The 17,796-nt window shown below is 45.8% G+C and carries 20 protein-coding genes; 9 read left to right on the plus strand and 11 right to left on the minus strand.

From position 1 onward, the window contains the following. Positions 1 to 137: 137 nt before the first annotated feature. The 3 genes from psb35 (at position 138) to PMG25_RS16785 (ending at position 2,605) form a co-directional block, all read left to right on the plus strand. Entirely contained in the window at positions 138 to 326 is a 189-nt protein-coding gene (gene psb35, locus PMG25_RS16775; RefSeq protein WP_283768047.1) for a photosystem II assembly protein Psb35, read from the plus strand. A gap of 57 nt (positions 327 to 383) precedes the next feature. Further along, the gene (locus PMG25_RS16780) at positions 384 to 746 is read left to right on the plus strand and encodes a hypothetical protein (RefSeq protein WP_283768048.1); all 363 of its coding nucleotides are present in this window, start codon (positions 384 to 386) and stop codon (positions 744 to 746) included. Positions 747 to 895: 149 nt separating this feature from the next. Further along, entirely contained in the window at positions 896 to 2,605 is a 1,710-nt protein-coding gene (locus PMG25_RS16785; protein WP_283768049.1) for an alpha/beta hydrolase, read from the plus strand. A 43-nt stretch (positions 2,606 to 2,648) separates the two neighbouring features. Here the strand turns inward: PMG25_RS16785 and PMG25_RS16790 are convergent, their stop codons facing one another. From PMG25_RS16790 to PMG25_RS16805, 4 genes are all read right to left on the minus strand, one after another. Continuing rightward, positions 2,649 to 2,909 carry a MoaD/ThiS family protein gene (locus PMG25_RS16790; RefSeq protein ID WP_283768050.1) on the minus strand — a complete coding sequence of 87 codons (261 nt, stop codon included), beginning with the start codon at positions 2,907 to 2,909 and terminating at the stop codon, positions 2,649 to 2,651. Positions 2,910 to 2,914: 5 nt separating this feature from the next. Further along, complete coding sequence (locus PMG25_RS16795; RefSeq protein ID WP_283768051.1) at positions 2,915 to 3,682, minus strand: YebC/PmpR family DNA-binding transcriptional regulator; 768 nt, start codon at positions 3,680 to 3,682, stop codon at positions 2,915 to 2,917. Positions 3,683 to 3,760: 78 nt separating this feature from the next. Continuing rightward, a complete protein-coding gene (locus tag PMG25_RS16800; RefSeq protein ID WP_283768052.1) occupies positions 3,761 to 4,414 on the minus strand; it encodes an HAD-IA family hydrolase in 654 nt (217 codons plus the stop codon). A gap of 60 nt (positions 4,415 to 4,474) precedes the next feature. After that, positions 4,475 to 4,993 (minus strand): NUDIX hydrolase, encoded by a 519-nt coding sequence (locus tag PMG25_RS16805; protein WP_283768053.1) that lies wholly within the window; start codon positions 4,991 to 4,993, stop codon positions 4,475 to 4,477. 36 nt (positions 4,994 to 5,029) lie between these two features. On the opposite strand from PMG25_RS16805, the gene PMG25_RS16810 reads away from it, so the two are divergent. From PMG25_RS16810 to PMG25_RS16820, 3 genes are all read left to right on the plus strand, one after another. After that, entirely contained in the window at positions 5,030 to 5,206 is a 177-nt protein-coding gene (locus PMG25_RS16810) for a hypothetical protein (RefSeq protein WP_283768054.1), read from the plus strand. A gap of 126 nt (positions 5,207 to 5,332) precedes the next feature. Continuing rightward, positions 5,333 to 5,965: a phosphoribosylglycinamide formyltransferase gene (gene purN / locus PMG25_RS16815; protein WP_283768055.1), complete on the plus strand. Its 633-nt coding sequence runs from the start codon at positions 5,333 to 5,335 to the stop codon at positions 5,963 to 5,965. 108 nt (positions 5,966 to 6,073) lie between these two features. Beyond that, positions 6,074 to 7,552, plus strand: a complete 1,479-nt coding sequence (locus tag PMG25_RS16820; protein WP_283768056.1) for a GAF domain-containing sensor histidine kinase — start codon at positions 6,074 to 6,076, stop codon at positions 7,550 to 7,552. A 132-nt stretch (positions 7,553 to 7,684) separates the two neighbouring features. On the opposite strand, the gene PMG25_RS16825 is transcribed toward PMG25_RS16820, so the two are convergent. From PMG25_RS16825 to PMG25_RS16845, 5 genes are all read right to left on the minus strand, one after another. Continuing rightward, positions 7,685 to 8,719 (minus strand): SGNH/GDSL hydrolase family protein, encoded by a 1,035-nt coding sequence (locus PMG25_RS16825; protein ID WP_283768057.1) that lies wholly within the window; start codon positions 8,717 to 8,719, stop codon positions 7,685 to 7,687. A 93-nt stretch (positions 8,720 to 8,812) separates the two neighbouring features. Beyond that, positions 8,813 to 10,648, minus strand: a complete 1,836-nt coding sequence (locus tag PMG25_RS16830) for a serine/threonine-protein kinase (protein WP_283768058.1) — start codon at positions 10,646 to 10,648, stop codon at positions 8,813 to 8,815. A gap of 80 nt (positions 10,649 to 10,728) precedes the next feature. Beyond that, on the minus strand, positions 10,729 to 12,423 hold the full coding sequence (locus tag PMG25_RS16835) for a methyl-accepting chemotaxis protein (RefSeq protein ID WP_283768059.1): 1,695 nt from the start codon (positions 12,421 to 12,423) through the stop codon (positions 10,729 to 10,731). Between the two features lie 213 nt (positions 12,424 to 12,636). Further along, a complete protein-coding gene (locus tag PMG25_RS16840) occupies positions 12,637 to 12,840 on the minus strand; it encodes a hypothetical protein (RefSeq protein ID WP_283768060.1) in 204 nt (67 codons plus the stop codon). A gap of 158 nt (positions 12,841 to 12,998) precedes the next feature. Then, positions 12,999 to 13,739 (minus strand): energy-coupling factor ABC transporter ATP-binding protein, encoded by a 741-nt coding sequence (locus PMG25_RS16845; RefSeq protein ID WP_347178865.1) that lies wholly within the window; start codon positions 13,737 to 13,739, stop codon positions 12,999 to 13,001. A gap of 125 nt (positions 13,740 to 13,864) precedes the next feature. Here PMG25_RS16845 and PMG25_RS16850 point away from each other — a divergent pair, with 125 nt between their 5' ends. Continuing rightward, positions 13,865 to 14,902: an ABC transporter substrate-binding protein gene (locus PMG25_RS16850; protein WP_283768062.1), complete on the plus strand. Its 1,038-nt coding sequence runs from the start codon at positions 13,865 to 13,867 to the stop codon at positions 14,900 to 14,902. A gap of 14 nt (positions 14,903 to 14,916) precedes the next feature. Here the strand turns inward: PMG25_RS16850 and rph are convergent, their stop codons facing one another. Both rph and PMG25_RS16860 read right to left on the minus strand, forming a co-directional pair. After that, complete coding sequence (rph, locus tag PMG25_RS16855) at positions 14,917 to 15,633, minus strand: ribonuclease PH (RefSeq protein WP_283768063.1); 717 nt, start codon at positions 15,631 to 15,633, stop codon at positions 14,917 to 14,919. 8 nt (positions 15,634 to 15,641) lie between these two features. Then, positions 15,642 to 16,208, minus strand: a complete 567-nt coding sequence (locus tag PMG25_RS16860; protein ID WP_347178856.1) for a nucleoside monophosphate kinase — start codon at positions 16,206 to 16,208, stop codon at positions 15,642 to 15,644. A gap of 190 nt (positions 16,209 to 16,398) precedes the next feature. On the opposite strand from PMG25_RS16860, the gene hemJ reads away from it, so the two are divergent. Continuing rightward, a complete protein-coding gene (gene hemJ / locus PMG25_RS16865; protein ID WP_283768065.1) occupies positions 16,399 to 16,989 on the plus strand; it encodes a protoporphyrinogen oxidase HemJ in 591 nt (196 codons plus the stop codon). A 208-nt stretch (positions 16,990 to 17,197) separates the two neighbouring features. Further along, positions 17,198 to 17,728: a hypothetical protein gene (locus PMG25_RS16870; RefSeq protein ID WP_283768066.1), complete on the plus strand. Its 531-nt coding sequence runs from the start codon at positions 17,198 to 17,200 to the stop codon at positions 17,726 to 17,728. The last annotated feature ends 68 nt before the right edge of the window (positions 17,729 to 17,796 follow it).

Here is a 17,796-nt window from a genome sequence, read left to right on the forward strand (position 1 = left end):
TCCCCTCTACCGAAAGACACACAAAGGTAATCTTTCCATCGGTAGAGGGGATCTCTATCGGGTGAAGGATGAGTAATCTTACTCGATCTTGATAGTCTGTAGATGACGTTAAGAACAGAGGTCAACTTAACTAACTTATGTTTGTACTCTCAGAAATTCAAGCCAGCTCTAATAGTTTATCCATTCCTTTATCGGTACTACTTGTCTATGCTGGAGGCTTTTTAGCGGCCGTCATCTTAGGATCGATCGCTTGGTATAACTCCACTCGCTTAGTCGGCTGGAAGGATAAAGACCGTCCGGATATTGTTCCCGATATCGATCGCTAAAACCGATCTATCTCTCAATTATTCGGGTTAAATTTGTTGAATTGGAGAATACAATCTATGTCTACGATTAATAATCAAGAAACTGCCAAAAACCGCTTTGAACCCCAATACGATCGCGCCATTCCCCCGACGGAAACCGCTAGTCGTCAGGAACGAGAAGGGGAAAACTTTAAACAAACCCCTGATGCTGACGGAGGCATCGATACCACAGGCGGATATACCATGGATCGGGAAGGGAAGTTGAATAACTTTGCGGTTGAGCCACAAATGTATGTGGAAACTCCCGGAGATCTAGATCATAAAGATGCACAGTTAGAATCCCAACGTCAGGGAACCTATCAAGAGGTGAAAGAAACGGATGAAGACGGGAAATTGTCGATGAAAGACGATAACCGAGGCAAAGGAGTTGGCATCATCTAATGCCTACTGTGTGTAAACTGAATAAGATCGAAGGGAGCGATAGGCGATCGCTCCTTTTTTCTCATGGGTTGAATGGTTTTCTTCTAGGAATGTGGGCATCTTGCCCGCTTCTTAAGTTACCCTAGAAGATGGTGTGAGAGGTGAGATCGATGGTCTTACAACGGTATTTTCAATGGCAATGGCTGATGGCAGTGGCGATGCTTGCCGGTTTTTCCCTTCCCCTACAACCGGTTTGGGCAGCCGAACGAGTCTATGTTTCCTTTTCTTTAGTCGAGCGCTCTATTCCGGTACGAGACTTAGAAAACTTTGTCAACGAAGGAAAAATCAGCCCGAAGTTATCAGCCTATACCCGCTATCTGAATGAGGCCCAACTGAACCGGTTTAAAGAGAGTCTTGAAAAACCGATTGATGTCACGCCTTTAGGCATTGCACAATTTCTGTATTCTCCCCAAGGAGAAGTATTATTACAGCGCCTGGGACGAGTGGTGAAAACGGGAGGACGACAACAGGGATTTTATGCTATTCGAGCGGCTTTAATTTTAGCGGCGGCGGAACCGGAGGGGATGACGTTGCTGAATATTATGAAAAAATTTCCCACCCAAGGATTACGCATAGATTTAGGATCGGCTCTGGATATTGCCCTGGATTTGTATACCTTAGTGCGCCAAACCCATGAAGCTCATGAGGTGGTTACTCAACAGTCGGCGATCGAGGTTGCTTTTCAATCTCAAGTGGCAACTGTACCGGAAGGAATTCAATGGAATTCGGCGTTTCCTTTTTCTGTTCCGGAAGGAGAAATTCCGGTTTCTGAACTGCCTGATTTATTTACTCCGGGTTATTTTCCCTGGAAAAAAAGCTCGTTTATGCTCCAAGATCGGGAGCGAAATCGCACTTATCCGGTGGATCTGTATCTTCCTAACCCTTCGGATCAACCCGCTCCTTTGGTGGTGATTTCTCATGGGTTAGGCTCGAATCGAGAAACGTTTGTCTATTTAGCGACTCATTTAGCCTCCAGGGGGTTTGCGGTGGCGGTTCCTGAGCATTTGGAAAGTAGCGATCGCCAACGGGAAGCGATGCTGCAAGGAAAAGCGAATGAAGTGGCAGAACCGAGCGAGTTTATTAACCGTCCCCTCGATATTACTTTTATGCTCGATGAACTGAGCCGCCAAATCCAACCGGGTGGCCCTCTGGAAGGACGGGTGAATTTGGATCGAGTGGGGGCGATCGGGCAATCTTTTGGGGGTTATACCGTGTTAGCTCTCGCCGGAGCTGAGATTAACTTTGACCAATTACAAGAAGATTGTAATCCTGGAAGTCCTTCCTGGAACGTTTCCCTGCTGCTCCAATGTCGCGCTCTAGAGCTAGGGGACGGCGATCGCACCCTCAATCTTCAGGACTCCCGCATTCAATCTATCATTGCTATTAATCCCATCAGTAGCCGGGTTTTAGGAGAATCGAGTCTCAATAAGGTTAACATTCCGGCCATGATTGTTGCTGGGAGCAAAGACACGATTGCTCCTTCATTCCCCGAACAGATTTTACCCTTTGTTTGGCTAACCCATAGCCCAGAAAAATATCTCGTCTTACAGGAAGGAGGAACCCATTTTTCTACTTTACAATCCGGTGAAGATGACCTTGCTTTACCTAGCTTGGTCATTGGTGAAGATCCAGATTTAGCCCGTCTCTATACCCTAGAATTAGGATTAGCCTTTTTCCAAACTTATGTCGCTCAAAATCCAGAATACAAACCCTATTTAACTCCTGCCTATATCCAATCTATTAGTCAAGACCCCATGCCTATGAGTTTAGTCACTCAACTGGAACTTGAGCAATTGCCACAAATTTCTCCAGGATTTTAGGGTTTTAAGTTATACTATATAACCCTTATAATCCTTCGATCGCTCATCCTCCACTAACAGGAGGAATTAAGACCACTTCATCGCCAGATTGCAAGATGCGATCGGCCTCTACAAACTGCAAATTTACCCCAAACCGGGTGAGGGGTTGCCATGGAGCTAAGTGGGGATGTTCGGCAATCATGCGATGGAGTATGGCAGACACGGGGGTTTGGGGGGGGAATTCCCAGGAGAGTTCGGGGACACCATAGACTTCTTGATAAACGGCAAAGAGTTTAATGGTGATGGCAATGGAGGATGGATTCATGATTGCTAAACGACACTTAAAGACATGAATTGATCGCTCATTTCAAAGTTGGGGGTTACATTTTGAATATCGTCTAACTCTTCGAGAGCGTCTAATAATTTAAGCAGCGATCGCGCTAAGTCTTCTTCTTTCACCTCTACCGTCATATTCGGTATCCAGCGCAACTCTGAGGTGACTATCTCTAAGTTTGCTTCTTGTAGGGTTTGGGTCAAGTTTTGCAAATTTCCGACTTCAGTAAACACTTCTGCGGTTGCCTCATCATCGGGATCGTCCACCCAGTCATAGGTTTCTGCTCCTGCTTCTACGGAGACTTCTAATAACCGATCCTCGTCTACTTTACCCGTGAGTCGCACGACTCCTTTTTGGGCAAACATCCAACTTACACATCCGGTTTCCCCTAAGTTTCCGCCATTTTTATTAAAGGCTTCCCGCACATCGGCGGCGGTACGGTTACGATTATCGGTGAGGGCTTCGATCAGGATAGCGACTCCACCGGGCCCGTATCCCTCATACCGGATAAACTCATATTGGTTATTATCGGCTTCCCAAGTGCCGGCTCCTTTGGCGATCGCCCGTTCTATATTATCATTGGGAATTCCGGCTGCCTTTGCCTTCTCAATGGCCGTCCGCAGTTGAAAATTCCCTGCCGGATCGGAGCCACTGCGAGCCGCTACAATAATTTCTCGCGATACTTTCGTAAATACCTGTCCTCTTTTGGCATCTACCCTGGCTTTCTGACGCTTGATATTTGCCCATTTACTATGTCCTGCCATGATCCGGTTTAGGGATTGAATAAGTTACGTTTTCTCAACCTTTTATTCTAAAGGATGGTTATCTTAAGGGCAACTTGCTTATCTCCCTTCCTCAAGGTCGATCGATTCAACCACTGTAATTAACTCCCTCGGTTCTGATAGCAAAAAATCGGGATGATATTGGCATAGCACCTCTGGAAATTGGAAGCCCCAGCTCACGGCGATCGCGTTCACTCCTATTTTCTGAGCTGCTTCAATATCGCGCACTTCATCCCCCACATAGTATACCTGTTGGGGAGACCATCCTTGTTTTCTCATCATCTTTTTAATCACTCGCCCTTTACCGAATAGATTTAATTCCGATTCGATAAAGTCAAAGGTTTGTGCCAACTGGTGATTTTCCAAGAAAATTTTGACATTCTTGCGGTCATTCGAGGTGATGATCCCCAAGCTACAACCTTTATTCTTCAGGGTTTGTAAGACTTCAGCCATTCCTTCCACTAAGTTGAGCGTATGAATAACCTTATTCATTTCTTTTCTGAGCCGTAGCATCAAAAAAGGGAGTTTATACCAGGAAACCCCCAATTTTTTGAGGGTGTCTTGAGTGCGGTAGGTTCTGAAGCGGTCAAGTTCTTCAGGAGAACTCGATTGATAACCAAATTCAGGAGCGAGACGGTTGCTAATGTCCACGACCGTATCTAAAGATTGGGCTAATGTACCGTCAAAATCAAAGATTAGGTATGAAACGGGCACTCGGATTGTTAAACCTTATTTTTGGCTTGTCCATGAGCATAACATAAAAAGAGATCCAAATTAACCTTTGTTCCGAGCGGTTGCCGTGATTGGACGGAGGGAAGCGGGGCTGATAACAATAGGGGTACTTGCCATCCACTTAAAGACGGTTGTTTTATCGGATTCTTGGGAGATATAAATGGGATACAACGGCTGAAATTCTTCTTGGGTCAATTCTAGAGAAAACTTATGTAAGGTATAGCAAGTGGGGAGATTATAACCTTTCGATATCCTTTGGGATAATTCTGTTCCTAGAGATAAAAAGCGATCGCCGGAGAGCTTTAAATCCAACTCTTCCTGAATACCCCGTATTGCCGCTTGAATGGCTCTCTCGCCTGATTTGAGTTTTTCGGAGACTCCCGACAGATGTCGTTCTCTGGTCTCACCGTTATCGAGGATCTGATAGGCTTCAAAGAGCTGTAGCTCGTCTGGTGGATACGTGACGCGCACGCAAGCGACTTGAATATACCGGATACCTTCTTGGATCACCGATTCTCCTGATTGAATCTCTTGTTGGAGTTGGGATATCGTTCTTTGCATGATTGTAACCTCGCTGTATGGCTAAACTCCCGAATAATGAGTGAATCAGAGCAGCATGGATCGAGGTTGAGCGATCGCCTCTTACCCAGTTCTGGTCTTCAATTCCCCTTCTTCTCTTATTGTACTTCTCTGTTACTTCCTTCTTTTGCGGGATTTGAAATCACAAAACAGGACTATTTAACCCACGAAATTTTGAAAATCAGTGAAGATTAAGGTTTTTTTCAGAAAGGGTCTCTAACCGGGGCAGTAGACTGTTTTCAGAGAGACGACCTATGTTAAACTACTGATTCAAGTGTGTTGTCGGGTGACCCAGGGACAGACAGAATGGAATCTTCAGCCATGAACCAGAGTTTAATCTCTCCAGAGTGCGATCGCTACCCTCAGTTTACCCAACCTCTGCAATTAGGGGTGCTGGCATCGGGGAGTGGCAGTAACTTTGAGAGCTTATTAGAGGCGATCGCGGCCGGGAAACTCCAGGCCCATGTTAAGGTTCTCATCTACAATAACCCAGGAGCAAAAGTGGCCGCTCGCGCTCAACGCTGGGGAATTCCTGCCGTCTTAATAAACCACCGAGACTATAAAAAGCGTCGTCAAGAATTTGATGCCGCCATTGTCGAAATCCTCAAAGAACAGGGGGTAGAATGGGTGATTATGGCGGGATGGATGCGGATTGTAACGGCAGTGCTGCTCAGTGCGTTCCCCAACCGTGTCATTAATATTCATCCCAGTTTATTACCGAGTTTTCGCGGAATTCGTGGGGTGGAAGATGCCTTAGAAGCCAGGGTGAAAATCACCGGATGTACCGTACATCTAGCGGATTTAGAGGTGGATACGGGGCCGATTTTAGTGCAAGCTGCCGTCCCCGTGCTACCGGACGATACTCCCGAAACCCTCCATGCCAGAATTCAGGTACAAGAACACCGCATCTTACCCCAGGCGATCGCCCTAGCGGCCCAGAAATATCCTCAATGAGACTGAGCGATATCACAGAAGAGCCACCGCAACGATCCGTATAATTGGAGAGAATGACGATCGTGTTACCCCTCCTAGTCCCTCAACCTCCCCCCTATCTGCGTAAATATGACCATAGATGAGCGTGAAAATCAATTCGGATTTGCTGTAAGTGGCGATCGACAACGAGAACAACAGCGACTCAACCTCTTAGAACAATTGGGCTTACTCGACAACAGTAGTGTTCCCATCTTTGAAGAAGCCACCCAAACCGTCGCCCATTATCTCCAAGTTCCCATCTGCATTCTAGGCATTATAGACCGTGAAGTAGAATGGCTCAAAGCCGCCTTTGGCCTCTCCCGTCTCGGCCTAATGAACGACCTAGCCGCTCAACGCTCCCTTCCTCTGCCACACTCCCTCAATCGTCAAATTGTTGAAACCCGTAAAAAATGGCTCATTCCCGATTTAGCCGATGACCCCGAACTCAGTCAAAGCTTTCTCCATCAGGAATATGGCATTCGCTCCTATGTCGGCATTCCCCTAATTATCTCTGAAGGCGACTGCATCGGAGCCTTAGCTGTCCTCGACCTCCAACCCCATACCTTCACCCCCCAAGAAATTTCCTATTTAGAAATGACAGCTCGTTGGAGTTTGAGTGAATTTGAACGGGCCCACATGCTCAAAATTCCCTCAAACCAAACTGGATTAGTAGGCGTTTCTGTTTCCCCACACAGCAATCGCTCCTTAGACCCTACCCCAGCGCCCTCCGGAATCAATTCTGCCCTAGCCAGTAAAAATAAACTCCTCAATCAACTCACTCAAGAACTGCGTACTCCCCTCACCTCCGTCCTAGGGATGGCCAAAATGCTCAACACGGAAACCTACGGCCCCCTAACGCCAAAACAGAAAGAATACATGACCATTATTTATAATAGTGGCCAAAATTTACTGTCCTTGATCAATCAAATTTTAGAATTAGCCGTTCTCGATGAAGTCGCTCCACCGCTCAAAATTAAACCTGTCGATGTGGAAATGCTCTGTCAGCAAGCCACCAATCATTTAGAATCCTTAGCTGAACGTCAAAATCAACAAATTCGTCTCTCTCTTGAACCCGGAATCCGCATCTGGCATGTTGATAAAGTTTTAGTCCAACAAATTCTTTACCATTTGATAGCGAGTGTGATTGAAGGAGCTGCCGAAGAAAGTACGATTCGCCTTCATGCTTCTCATAAGCAAAATGAATTACTCTTTTCCGTTTGGATTACCCATCCCTGGTTGGGAGAAGGTATTCCTAACCCTGATGAAGTTAAACACTGGTTTAAGCAAAAAATGAGTTCCTCTCAGCCTAGCAGAGAAACCCCAGATCCTCAAAGATGGTTTTCTGAATCTGATAATGTGACTGATTTTCCTTCAAACTCAAGCAATGCCCAACCTACCCTAGAGACTTCTAGCAGCTTAAAAACGAAAATGCAGTTTCTGCGCTTGGAGCTGAGTTTAAGCCTGGCTCAACTTCATGGCGGAAGGTTGGAACTTCAAGGCAACCATGCTGCTAATTATCGGTATATCGTAAGGTTGAAAGAAGATAGCCCTTCGCTCGGTTCTGGGTAAAATGTCTCGTTGTTATTGCAATTGACTATAATTCCGTAAACCCGCCCCCTTGCTTTGTAAGGAATGCGAGCATCTTGCTCGCTAGAGAACGGCAACAAGCTAGTCTACTGCCCACTCTACTAAGCTTCAGTGCTATTGCGGTGTCCGTTGTAAATATTGAAAAATTAGCTCCGCCGCTAGTTCATTACCAGCGATATTCCAGTGGCTATCATTGGGTTTGTAGAGTTGTTCAAGTTCTGAATAGCCTTTGAAGTAAGGGAGCAAATCGAGAAAATCAATCTCTGCTTCCGTTAGTTCTTCTTGTAGGTATTGATTGGGTAAGCTAAAGTCAAAATCTTCTATGTTCATCTGTTGAGCATCGATCACTTTTGCTTGCAAATTGGGGTTAACTTGTAGCTCATCGGGAATCAGAATGACTAAGAGATCGATATCTTGGCGATCGCAGAGTTCTTGGATTGCTCTTAAATACTCCATTGCTCCCTGTACTTGCGATTCTAAGTCAGAATTTTCAACCCAAAATAAATCACTTCTGCCGATTTCGATTTGCAAATATTTTTCATCCGTGAGCGTCGGTTGATCGTCTTGATAATCGAGGTTTCCATGAATGACTTTGCCTTCATAGCTATTCTGAAGATCGATCAGAAATTTGAAAAAGGAGCAAACATAAGAATAAGAAAAAATACTGCGCTGGGAATCGTCAAAATCATTGCCGATAAAAAAACTGAGGATGACTTGATCTGGATTTAAGGCTAATCCTTCAGTGACAAATAGAGCGAGATAATCTTTCGGGGAAAGGTTAGGAATTCCCATATTTATGATTTCTAGCTGGTAATCCCGTTGTTTGAGTTTTTCTTCTAAGCGAGTATAATAATTGTAATCGTAAGGAACGACACCATAGGCAAAAGAGTCTCCTAATCCCAAGATTCTGAAGGTGTCGGGGTCTTTTTCAATTTGAAATTCTACGTCTTTGAATCCCTGAGAGTTGAGGGTGAAGTTGTACTCTGGGGCTAAGGGTTTTCCTCGAAAGCGATTATAAGAGTTGTCGTGAAAGATGAAACTGGGTTGGAAATAGTTATAGACTCGAAAGATAATTTCGGTCAATCCGAGGGAGATCAAGAGAATTAAGGAAAGGTTAGCGAAAGTTTGGGCGATCTTTTTGATTCTCATTCCGTTGTAAAAAATGCCGATATCAGGATAACACGGTCATGGGTCATGGGTGATGGGTCATAGGAAAACCATTTTTCGCACTAGAGTCCCCATTCAATCGGTGACCTGAATATCGATGCTAAAGTTAGTGGACTCGGTAGGGACAACATCAATTTGATAAACTCCGCTTTCGGGAATTTGAGATTCCCAGAACAAGACATCATAGGCTTCTTCGATTAGCTCTCCTGTGGGATAGCGAATATCCAGGCTGACATTGCCTTCAATGACTTTGACTTGCATGATCTGGTCTTTTCTCACTCTAACTAAATAACGCTGAATTTGTTGGCGATCGCTCTGACTGTTGATTTCTACGCCTGTGGTTCCCGGTGCAAACTGAACGGTTTGGCTGTTGATTTCTGGTTCGGGTTCAGGTTCTGGAGTGGGTTCTGGAGTGGGTTCTGGAGTGGGTTCCGGTTCTACAGGGAGATTCAACTGTTCAATATCTAGTTGATAATCGGTTTCCTGTAAGCCTCGCAGGGGCGTTACGATAATGGCATATTCTCCAGAGAGGGGAAACTCTCCTTCCCATAATGAAATATCTGTGGCGCGATCGTCGATCGCCTCTCCTTCGGGAGTCATCAGCGTCATTAACACTCCATCCCCAGAAATAAACATCGAAAAGCGATCGCCAGCTTCGGCAGAAATCAGATAATATTGCACTTCATCAGCTTTGAGCGATCCTTCTACTCTCGTCACTTCCCCCGGTTCAACCGTTAACCGTTCCTGATAAGTCGTGGGTAAACTAGGCGGTTGAGGGGTTTGGATCGGGGTTGGAGAGGGAGAGGGTGAAGGGGATGGAGAGGGGGATGGAGATAGAGAAGGAGAGGGAGACGGAGACGGAGAGGGAGAGGGTAAGGGAGATTCTACCCCAGGATTAACCGTTTCTACCCTATCCTGACTTAACCAAGCACTCACCACCATCCAAGAGGTTATCCCAGCAACCAAAGCCACGATCGCCCCAATGATCCAGATTTTGGTATAAGAATCTGGTTCTGGGGAGATGGGGGGATGGGGAGATGGGGGACTCAGAGATTGGGTTTGCAACTGAGACAGGGGAGGGGGAACGGTTGCACTACTGAGAGCTTGTAAAATTTGATCGGCACTTTGTGGGCGATCGCCCGGTTGTTCCGTCAACATGCGCTGCAAAACCTGGGTAAACGGGGCACTCAGAGCAGAACTGGGGATGCTCCAACTCAGGGTTTGCGGATCGAACAACTCCCCCGGTTCCTTCCCCGTCAACAGCACCAACACCGTCACCCCTAGGGCATAAAAATCACTACTGGGATAAGCTAAACCCATCTGTATCTGTTCCCTGGGAGCATATCCCACCTTACCCACTGTTGTCGGCAAACTTGTCGGTTCACTGCATAACTGGGTAGCCAGTTCCTTAACGACACCAAAATCAATCAACACCGGCAACCCATCCCGTTGTCGCCACATCATATTATCCGGGGCAATATCGCGGTGAATCACCCCTTGGGAATGGAGATAGCCCAAAACCGGCAAGACTTGGGTGAGAAAAACCTTAACTTCAGCTTCCGAAAACACCTGTCCCTGTGCTTTGCGTTCATCGAGGAGGGTGCGATAGGACTTGCCTTCTACATAATCTTGAACCAAAAACAAGCGCCCTTCTTCCTCAAAATTGGCTTGAAACTTAGGCACTTGGGGATGTTGCAGTTTGTAGAGAATGGTGGCTTCCCGTTGAAATAATTCCTGCGCCTTCTCTAACCCTTGGGTATTTCTGGCACTAGGGACAAACTCCTTAATGGCGCACAGTTCATTAAAGCGCCCCAAATCTTCCGCCAAGTAGGTACAGCCAAACCCTCCTTGACCTAAGAGTTTCACTAACCGATAGCGACGTTGTAGAATCAAGCCCAAGGGTGATGACATGGCAGATTTTCCCACTTAACAACTCAACAGCATCTGGAGCATCTGGCGATCGCAGTGCTTTGATTTTATTATATTTCGCCTCAATCTTCCTTTGCACCGGAAAATCGAGTAATTTCTAATTGCAAATCTTCGACAGCTTGCTCAAGGTTCTCTAGGGCAAAATTCGTTTGTTCAAAGGTTTCTTTCAGATAACTCGCTGTATGTTCAGAATCTGAATTGAGTGCATTTACTCCTTGACTAATCTGATTCGCACCTTCCTTTTGCTCTTTTATATGGTCGCGCATCAACTCAATTTCAGGAATTAATGCCTCCATATATTCTTGGGTAAATGTTTTCATTTGATCTACTCCATATTTCACCGAAGATTGCATATCTTGGACAATCGGTTGAATGGTTTTAGCCACCATCGAGGCTTCAGTGGCTAAATGACCGATCTCTCTGGCAATTACCGTAAATTCTTGACCATTACCATGGGTGTTGACTCTAGAGGCTTCAATAGAAGCATTTAGGGACAACATTTTGGTTTGAGTAGCAATTCCTGTTATTTTATCAACAATTCTCTTAACATTTCTAGAATCATCATCAATTTTACTTAATTGGCTTGAGACAATATCAACCGAGCCTTGGAGCGCATTAAATGTGGTTTCAAAATTCTCGATTTTAATTAACAATGAGTCAGCATTTTTTGATATTTTTCGTGTATTTTCAACAACTTCTTGCGTTCCGATCACTTGGTTGTCGATCATCCCTTTGAGTTCATTACTAGAGTCTCGAACGATCTGTGTAACTTGAGTTGCATCTAGCACTTTAGTGCCCAATGACTTTAATAAATTAATACTCTTTTTCAGATCGTCAGATAGATATCGAGTTTTGGTTTGATAAATTTGTATATATTCTAAACAGAGTCCAGTTAAAGGAACCAGGTAGGCAATGATTTTGAGAAAATGGGCAATATTAAAATTGTTATCAAATAAAGTGGTTGAGCCAAAAGCCATGTAAACTTGTGTGGCTACATTGGGAATTGCACTAATAATTAAGGAGTCGGCAAAAATACTCGGTTGTTTCCTGTAGAACATGGGATATAATACCCATCCAGTCAACAGAAATAAAATTAACGGAATCACATCCCAAGGGCGCGTAATCAGTGAATTGGGAAACATGGTTTCTGGTAGATTGTAACTGGTTGCAGAGAAATAAATAATTGCATAGGCTATAAAACCAAAGACAATGCTAATCACAAATATTAAGTTAAATTGCTTGGTGTTGTGGGGATTTGTCGGACTATAATTAATCGAAGGATGCACCAGAAGAATTAAAACGCCTCCAATCATAATTAGGGCATGAAATAAACGACAAATTGCCCAAGTGAATGGGATTAAGTTATGATGATCGGCGACGGCATCAATTAAGCGATCGGAGGCTAAAGTATGGAAGGCATCCATCACGCCTGCAAAAAATAAAGCAATTCCTAATGTGGGGGTAATGGGATTTCCTGTGATACTATAATTGAGAAAACTTAACAGAACAATTAAAAGAGCTGCACAACAGGCACTCCATTCTAAAATTGTATGCACAAAGCTGCCTGCTAAAGCATAGTGCATGGCATCAACTACTTCGCTGTTTTCCCAATTTAGGGCATCTTGGAGATCGAAGGGTTGGCCGGTTGTGCCAAAGTCAATTCCGAAAAGATTGAAGCCAAAAGGAAGGATACAAATAATAACAACTATCCAGGTAATCTGGGAAGGAACTTTATAGTTACTATAAGTGAATGACATAGATATACTTTATTCTTCAACCAGATATTTTTTCTATTTATGGTGCATGGTTAAGGTGTGCCCTATTGTATTAGACATCAATAAATAAGTTTGTTTGTATTGAACAGTTCTAATCTTTAAAGATTAACAAATTTTAATTAAATATATTTGATGGGAAACTGAAAATGAGTTTAACTTGCTCTTAAGAAAGTGAGGTGCTTTTGGGGGCGATCGCTAATCAACCACTTTCAGCCATCCATTTTGCAGTGCTTCAAAAATACGTTGAATTACGGTGTGTTGTTCTTTTGTTAACATCTGTTCCCCTTGAAGAGTACGGATAAGCAGTTGCTGATCTAACCGTGAAATTCGGCCACGGGCAAAGATTTGGGCGAGGACTTGCTCGATGGTGAACTCGGAAAAAATGGCTTCAGCAGGCATGGGATAATGTTGAATTCAATAGTCCTATTGTCTGCCGATAACCTGTTTCTCGCCGTGATAGGCTTCTCTGAGCTGGGGTGATACTCAGGGATCTTCAGGGTGATGAACTAACTGGGGAAGGGTGATCGAGATCGCTCAATTGAGAGTTCTCAGGAAATTTACTGGAGTGGGTAGGGAACCTCTAACCCATGGTTGAGCATCATTTGCCGATTTCCCATGACTTCTTTAGGGGAACCGTCGGCGATCAGTTCGCCAGAGTCGAGGAGGAGGGTGCGGGAGGTGACTTCCAGGATTAAGTCGAGGTCATGGGAAGCGATGAGCAGGGTTTCTGGAGAAGCTTGCAGGAAATTAATTAAACGTCGTCGCGATCGCAAATCTAGATTAGCGCTGGGTTCATCATAAACGATCGCTTGGGGATGCATGGCTAGGACAGAGGCGATCGCCACCATCCGCTTTTGTCCTCCCGATAGATGATGGGGAGGGCGATCGGCTAAGTCGCACACTCCGGTTAAGTTCAAAGCCTTCTGGGTGCGTGATTTCACCTCATCAGGAGACAGGCCCATATTTTCCGGCCCAAAGGCCACATCATCCCATACAGAAGCCGAAAAAAGCTGATCGCTAGGATTTTGGAACACTAAGCCAATTTCCGGGCGAAACCGTCCTACTTCAACCGGTTCACCCCAAAGTTGAATCTCTCCACTCGTTGGCGATAAGACTCCACACAAACAAAAAAATAAGGTGGTTTTTCCGGCTCCATTGGGGCCAATTAACCCCACCCGTTCCCCTTCCTGAATGGTAAAATCGAGGTTGTGCAGAACGTTGGGTTGGTCAGGATAAGAAAAATTCAGATTAGAAACGGCGATCGCGATCGGCTTATCAGTCTCCAAGGGTGGCATCATGATCCAATTAAAAGAGTTCGGTTCTGGGTCATTATATTCCCCATTCCCCATCCCCCCATCTCCCCATCTCCCCATCTGATCTATGATCGTCACATCCTCTTGCAAATCATACCCTAACCCAGCCTATGACTCTACGGTGGAATTCCTTTTCTAGTTTACTGAGTACAACCCTCTTGGTTGCCCTGAATTGGGGATGCACACCCCAAACGCCTCAAGACTCCTCTGCATCTCCGACGGCCGAAACCATGCCCTCTGTGGCGGTGACTCAGATCGTCGAGCATCCTGCCCTCGATGCCACCCGTGACGGGATACAGGATGAGTTAAAAGCGGCCGGGTATACGGCTGGAGAAACCCTAACTTGGACATGGGAGAGTGCCCAAGGATCGCCCGCCACTGCGGCCCAAATTGCCTCTAGTTTCGTGGCGCAGCAGCCGGATGTGATTGTGGCGATCGCCACCCCTTCTGCCCAAGCTGCCGTTTCCGCCAGTTCGGATATTCCGGTTATTTTTAGCGCCGTCACCGATCCGGTGGGAGCCAAATTAGTCGAAAAACTCGATCAACCCGGTGGTTTAGTCACGGGAGTCAGTGATTTATCTCCCATTAATAGCCATGTGTCGTTAATGCAAGAAATTAACCCCAATCTCCAGACCATTGGTGTAATTTATAATGCTGGGGAAGCCAATGCCGTCTCCTTAGTTAATTTACTCAAAGAACAGGCCCAAACCAAGGGATTATCGGTTGTAGAAGCCACCGTTGCCAACTCCAGTGGTGTGGCTACGGCTGCCCAAAGTTTGGTCGGGAAAGCGGATGTCATTTATGTGCCGACGGATAATACAGTGGTTTCTGCTTTAGAATCGGTGATTCAAGTGGGTATTGATAATCAGATTGGGATTTATTCTGGGGATACGGCTTCGGTAGAGCGGGGAACGATCGCCAGTTTAGGATTTGATTATTATGATGTGGGGCGACAAACGGGTAAACAAGTGATCCGGGTGTTGCAAGGAGAATCTCCTGGTGAGATCTCTGTAGAAACCGTCGATACCCTACAACTGTATGTTAACCCTGAATCTGCCCAAGCCATGGGCGTAACGCTTCCCCAGTCCGTTCTCGATCGAGCGGATACGGTGGTTACATCTGAAGCCCCTCCTACCAATCCAGAGTAAACCGGCGATCGCTCTCAGGATAGGGCTTGCTGTTGAGCGTCTACCAGTTGCTGAATGCCCACTTCTGCCATATCCAGCATCTGATTGAGTTGCTGACGATTAAAACTGCCGTGTTCGGCAGTGCCTTGGACTTCGATCGCCTCTAGGCGATCGTTCATCACCACATTAAAATCGACTTGGGCCATTACGTCTTCTTCGTAGCACAAATCTAAATAAGGCTCATTTTCCAGTAATCCTACGGATACAGCCGCAACTCGATGACGTAAAGGAGACTGGGTTAATTTTCCTTCGGCTAACAATTGATTAATGGCATCCACCATGGCCACATATCCCCCCGTAATCGAGGCAGTACGAGTACCGGCATCCGCTTGCAACACATCCGCATCCACCGTTAAGGTACGCTCTCCCAACTGCTCTAAGTCTAAAGAAGCTCGTAAACTCCGTCCGATTAACCGTTGAATTTCCTGGGTGCGTCCGGATAACTTTAATACCTCTCTAGGGTGGCGCTGGGGGGTAGCGTTGGGAAGCATCCGATATTCTGCCGTGAGCCATCCTTTCCCCGTACCTTCTAAAAATTTGGGTACGCTCTCTTGCACGGAGACCGTACACAACACTTGGGTATCGCCAAAACTGGTGAGGACAGAACCCCAAGCAAACTTGGTGAAACCACGCTCGAAGCGAATGGGACGGAGTTGATCGGGTTGACGACCATCGGGACGGGGTAGAGCCATAATTGAGGTTAAGTTTCGCTGGGGTTTGCCATCAGTTGAGTTTGGAGTTTGGCCAGCACTTGCTCTTGGGATTGATTCCCATCAATGGTGAGTAGGCGCTGACGTTTGTCATAATAATCCAGAATGGGGACAGTTCGGGTCTGAAAGAGTTCAATCCGTCGTTTGATTAAGTGGGGGAGATCTTCTGCCTCACCCATGGCTAACCGTCTTTCGATCATCACTGATTCTGAGGTGTCGAGGAAAATGGCCCAGTTTAGGTGTTGGTGGAGTTCATCGAGTAAGAAGTCGAGTTCTTCGGCTTGGAATGCGGTGCGAGGATAGCCTTCGAGGAGCCATCCGCTAGTTGTATCGGCTTGCAGGAGGCGATCGCGGATAAAGGTGATTAAAATCGGGTCAGGTACAAATTCCCCCCGTTCTACATAAGTCTGGCATTGCAATCCTAATTCGGTTTGTTCGGCGATCGCCTTTTTCAGAATCCCTCCCATAGAGACTAATGGGATCTGGAGGCGATCGCACAAACTCCTCGCTTGCGTGCTTTTCCCTGAACCCGGCCCACCCAAAATTACCAATCTCAAGGCTCCTCTCCTCACCTACTCAGTGTTGTAAACCAGAGTACCAAATAACCTTAGTGTTTTGCGCTCTTCCCCATGCGATCGCACCCTACTACTCCTTCAGACTATATTAACTTTTGTTACGCGATCGCACTGTTGACCCAAGAGAAATTTTAAACTCGCCTTGATGAGTTGCTCGATACGAAAACACTATATGGCTTATTTTTGGTTTAAAGCGTTCCACCTGATTGGTGTTGTGGTCTGGTTTGCCGGGTTGTTTTATTTAGTTCGTCTCTTCGTTTACCATGCTGAAGCCTCAGAACGAGAGGAACCCGCACAAACCATTCTCAAAGCGCAATACGAAATTATGGAAAAGCGCCTCTATCATATTATTACCATGCCCGGAATGGTAGTTACAGTGGCAATGGCGATCGGTTTGATTTCTACAGAACCGGAAATATTAAAATCAGGCTGGCTACATATTAAACTGGGTCTGGTTGCTATATTACTGGGCTATCATTTCTATTGTGGACGAATAATGAGACGGTTAGCATCCGGTGAATGCAACTGGACAGGTCAACAATTTCGCGCATTAAATGAAGCCCCGACAGTGCTGTTAGTTGTTATTGTTCTCTTGGCAGTCTTTAAGGGAAGTTTACCTTTAGATTTAACAACGTGGCTAATTTTTGGGCTAGTTGTTTCCATGGTAGCTGCAATTCAACTTTATGCGAAGAAACGCCGCCAAGATAAGGAGAAAATGTTGGAACGTATTGAACAACAAACCTCAGCTTCATCAGCAGGTTAACATCATCTTGGATTACGCGCAATCCTGTAGAGTCGGTATATGTAGGGGCGAGCGGCCGCTCGCCCCTACAAGAATGTATCATTGAATATTCCAATAGATTTTCATTGACTACCGCCGAATCGAAACCATAAACCACCTTGTCATTTTTCCGTCATCTTTAGTCCCTAAAGTCGAAAGAGTCTCTTCTCAATACTCAAGGAGTCTCACCATGAATCGCATTGTTGCGTCTGTCTTAGTTGCCAGTGGTCTTGCTGTAGCGGTGGCTTTTCCCTACATCAGTCGCGCTCAAACCGTTCATACGGGAACCGTCGAACGGGTTTGGGAAGACGGTCTGAGCTTAAATACAGGCGATCGCACTTTGCGGGTTGATACTTGGGATCTCTACGGTGACAGCACGCCCGCGCATATTTCTGTGGGGGATGAATTGACAATTTCGGGTGAATTTGAGGGTGGCGAATTTGATGCCTTCAGTATTGAGGGGGGATCTACTGCTGTTTCTGAAGGTGTCGGTGTCCCGGCTTCTCGTTCTCCCGGCTCTAACGTTTACACGGGTACTGTTCAATCGGTATGGGAAGACGGACTGAGCTTAAATACAGGCGATCGCACTTTGCGGGTTGATACTTGGGATCTCTACGGTGACAGCACGCCCGCGCATATCTCTGTGGGCGATGAATTGACGATTTCGGGTGAATTTGAGGGTGGCGAATTTGATGCCTTCACGATCGATCGCGCACCATAAGCGATAAGAAGGCGATCGCGAAAGCCAAAGTTTCCGAGATCGCCTTCTTACCTAACATTAGAGGTTAA

Source organism: Roseofilum capinflatum BLCC-M114 (assembly GCF_030068505.1).
Lineage (GTDB): Bacteria > Cyanobacteriota > Cyanobacteriia > Cyanobacteriales > Desertifilaceae > Roseofilum > Roseofilum capinflatum.

Excerpts from the sequence above, each read along its gene's own strand:
- psb35 (WP_283768047.1), top strand. The coding sequence starts at position 138 with ATGTTTGTACTCTCAGAAATTCAAGCCAGCTCTAATAGTTTATCCATT.
- PMG25_RS16780 (WP_283768048.1), top strand. The coding sequence starts at position 384 with ATGTCTACGATTAATAATCAAGAAACTGCCAAAAACCGCTTTGAACCC.
- PMG25_RS16785 (WP_283768049.1), top strand. The coding sequence starts at position 896 with ATGGTCTTACAACGGTATTTTCAATGGCAATGGCTGATGGCAGTGGCG.
- PMG25_RS16790 (WP_283768050.1), bottom strand. The coding sequence starts at position 2,909 with ATGAATCCATCCTCCATTGCCATCACCATTAAACTCTTTGCCGTTTAT.
- PMG25_RS16795 (WP_283768051.1), bottom strand. The coding sequence starts at position 3,682 with ATGGCAGGACATAGTAAATGGGCAAATATCAAGCGTCAGAAAGCCAGG.
- PMG25_RS16805 (WP_283768053.1), bottom strand. The coding sequence starts at position 4,993 with ATGCAAAGAACGATATCCCAACTCCAACAAGAGATTCAATCAGGAGAA.
- PMG25_RS16810 (WP_283768054.1), top strand. The coding sequence starts at position 5,030 with ATGAGTGAATCAGAGCAGCATGGATCGAGGTTGAGCGATCGCCTCTTA.
- purN (WP_283768055.1), top strand. The coding sequence starts at position 5,333 with ATGAACCAGAGTTTAATCTCTCCAGAGTGCGATCGCTACCCTCAGTTT.
- PMG25_RS16820 (WP_283768056.1), top strand. The coding sequence starts at position 6,074 with ATGACCATAGATGAGCGTGAAAATCAATTCGGATTTGCTGTAAGTGGC.
- PMG25_RS16825 (WP_283768057.1), bottom strand. The coding sequence starts at position 8,719 with ATGAGAATCAAAAAGATCGCCCAAACTTTCGCTAACCTTTCCTTAATT.
- PMG25_RS16830 (WP_283768058.1), bottom strand. The coding sequence starts at position 10,648 with ATGTCATCACCCTTGGGCTTGATTCTACAACGTCGCTATCGGTTAGTG.
- PMG25_RS16835 (WP_283768059.1), bottom strand. The coding sequence starts at position 12,423 with ATGTCATTCACTTATAGTAACTATAAAGTTCCTTCCCAGATTACCTGG.
- PMG25_RS16840 (WP_283768060.1), bottom strand. The coding sequence starts at position 12,840 with ATGCCTGCTGAAGCCATTTTTTCCGAGTTCACCATCGAGCAAGTCCTC.
- PMG25_RS16845 (WP_347178865.1), bottom strand. The coding sequence starts at position 13,739 with ATGATGCCACCCTTGGAGACTGATAAGCCGATCGCGATCGCCGTTTCT.
- PMG25_RS16850 (WP_283768062.1), top strand. The coding sequence starts at position 13,865 with ATGACTCTACGGTGGAATTCCTTTTCTAGTTTACTGAGTACAACCCTC.
- rph (WP_283768063.1), bottom strand. The coding sequence starts at position 15,633 with ATGGCTCTACCCCGTCCCGATGGTCGTCAACCCGATCAACTCCGTCCC.
- hemJ (WP_283768065.1), top strand. The coding sequence starts at position 16,399 with ATGGCTTATTTTTGGTTTAAAGCGTTCCACCTGATTGGTGTTGTGGTC.
- PMG25_RS16870 (WP_283768066.1), top strand. The coding sequence starts at position 17,198 with ATGAATCGCATTGTTGCGTCTGTCTTAGTTGCCAGTGGTCTTGCTGTA.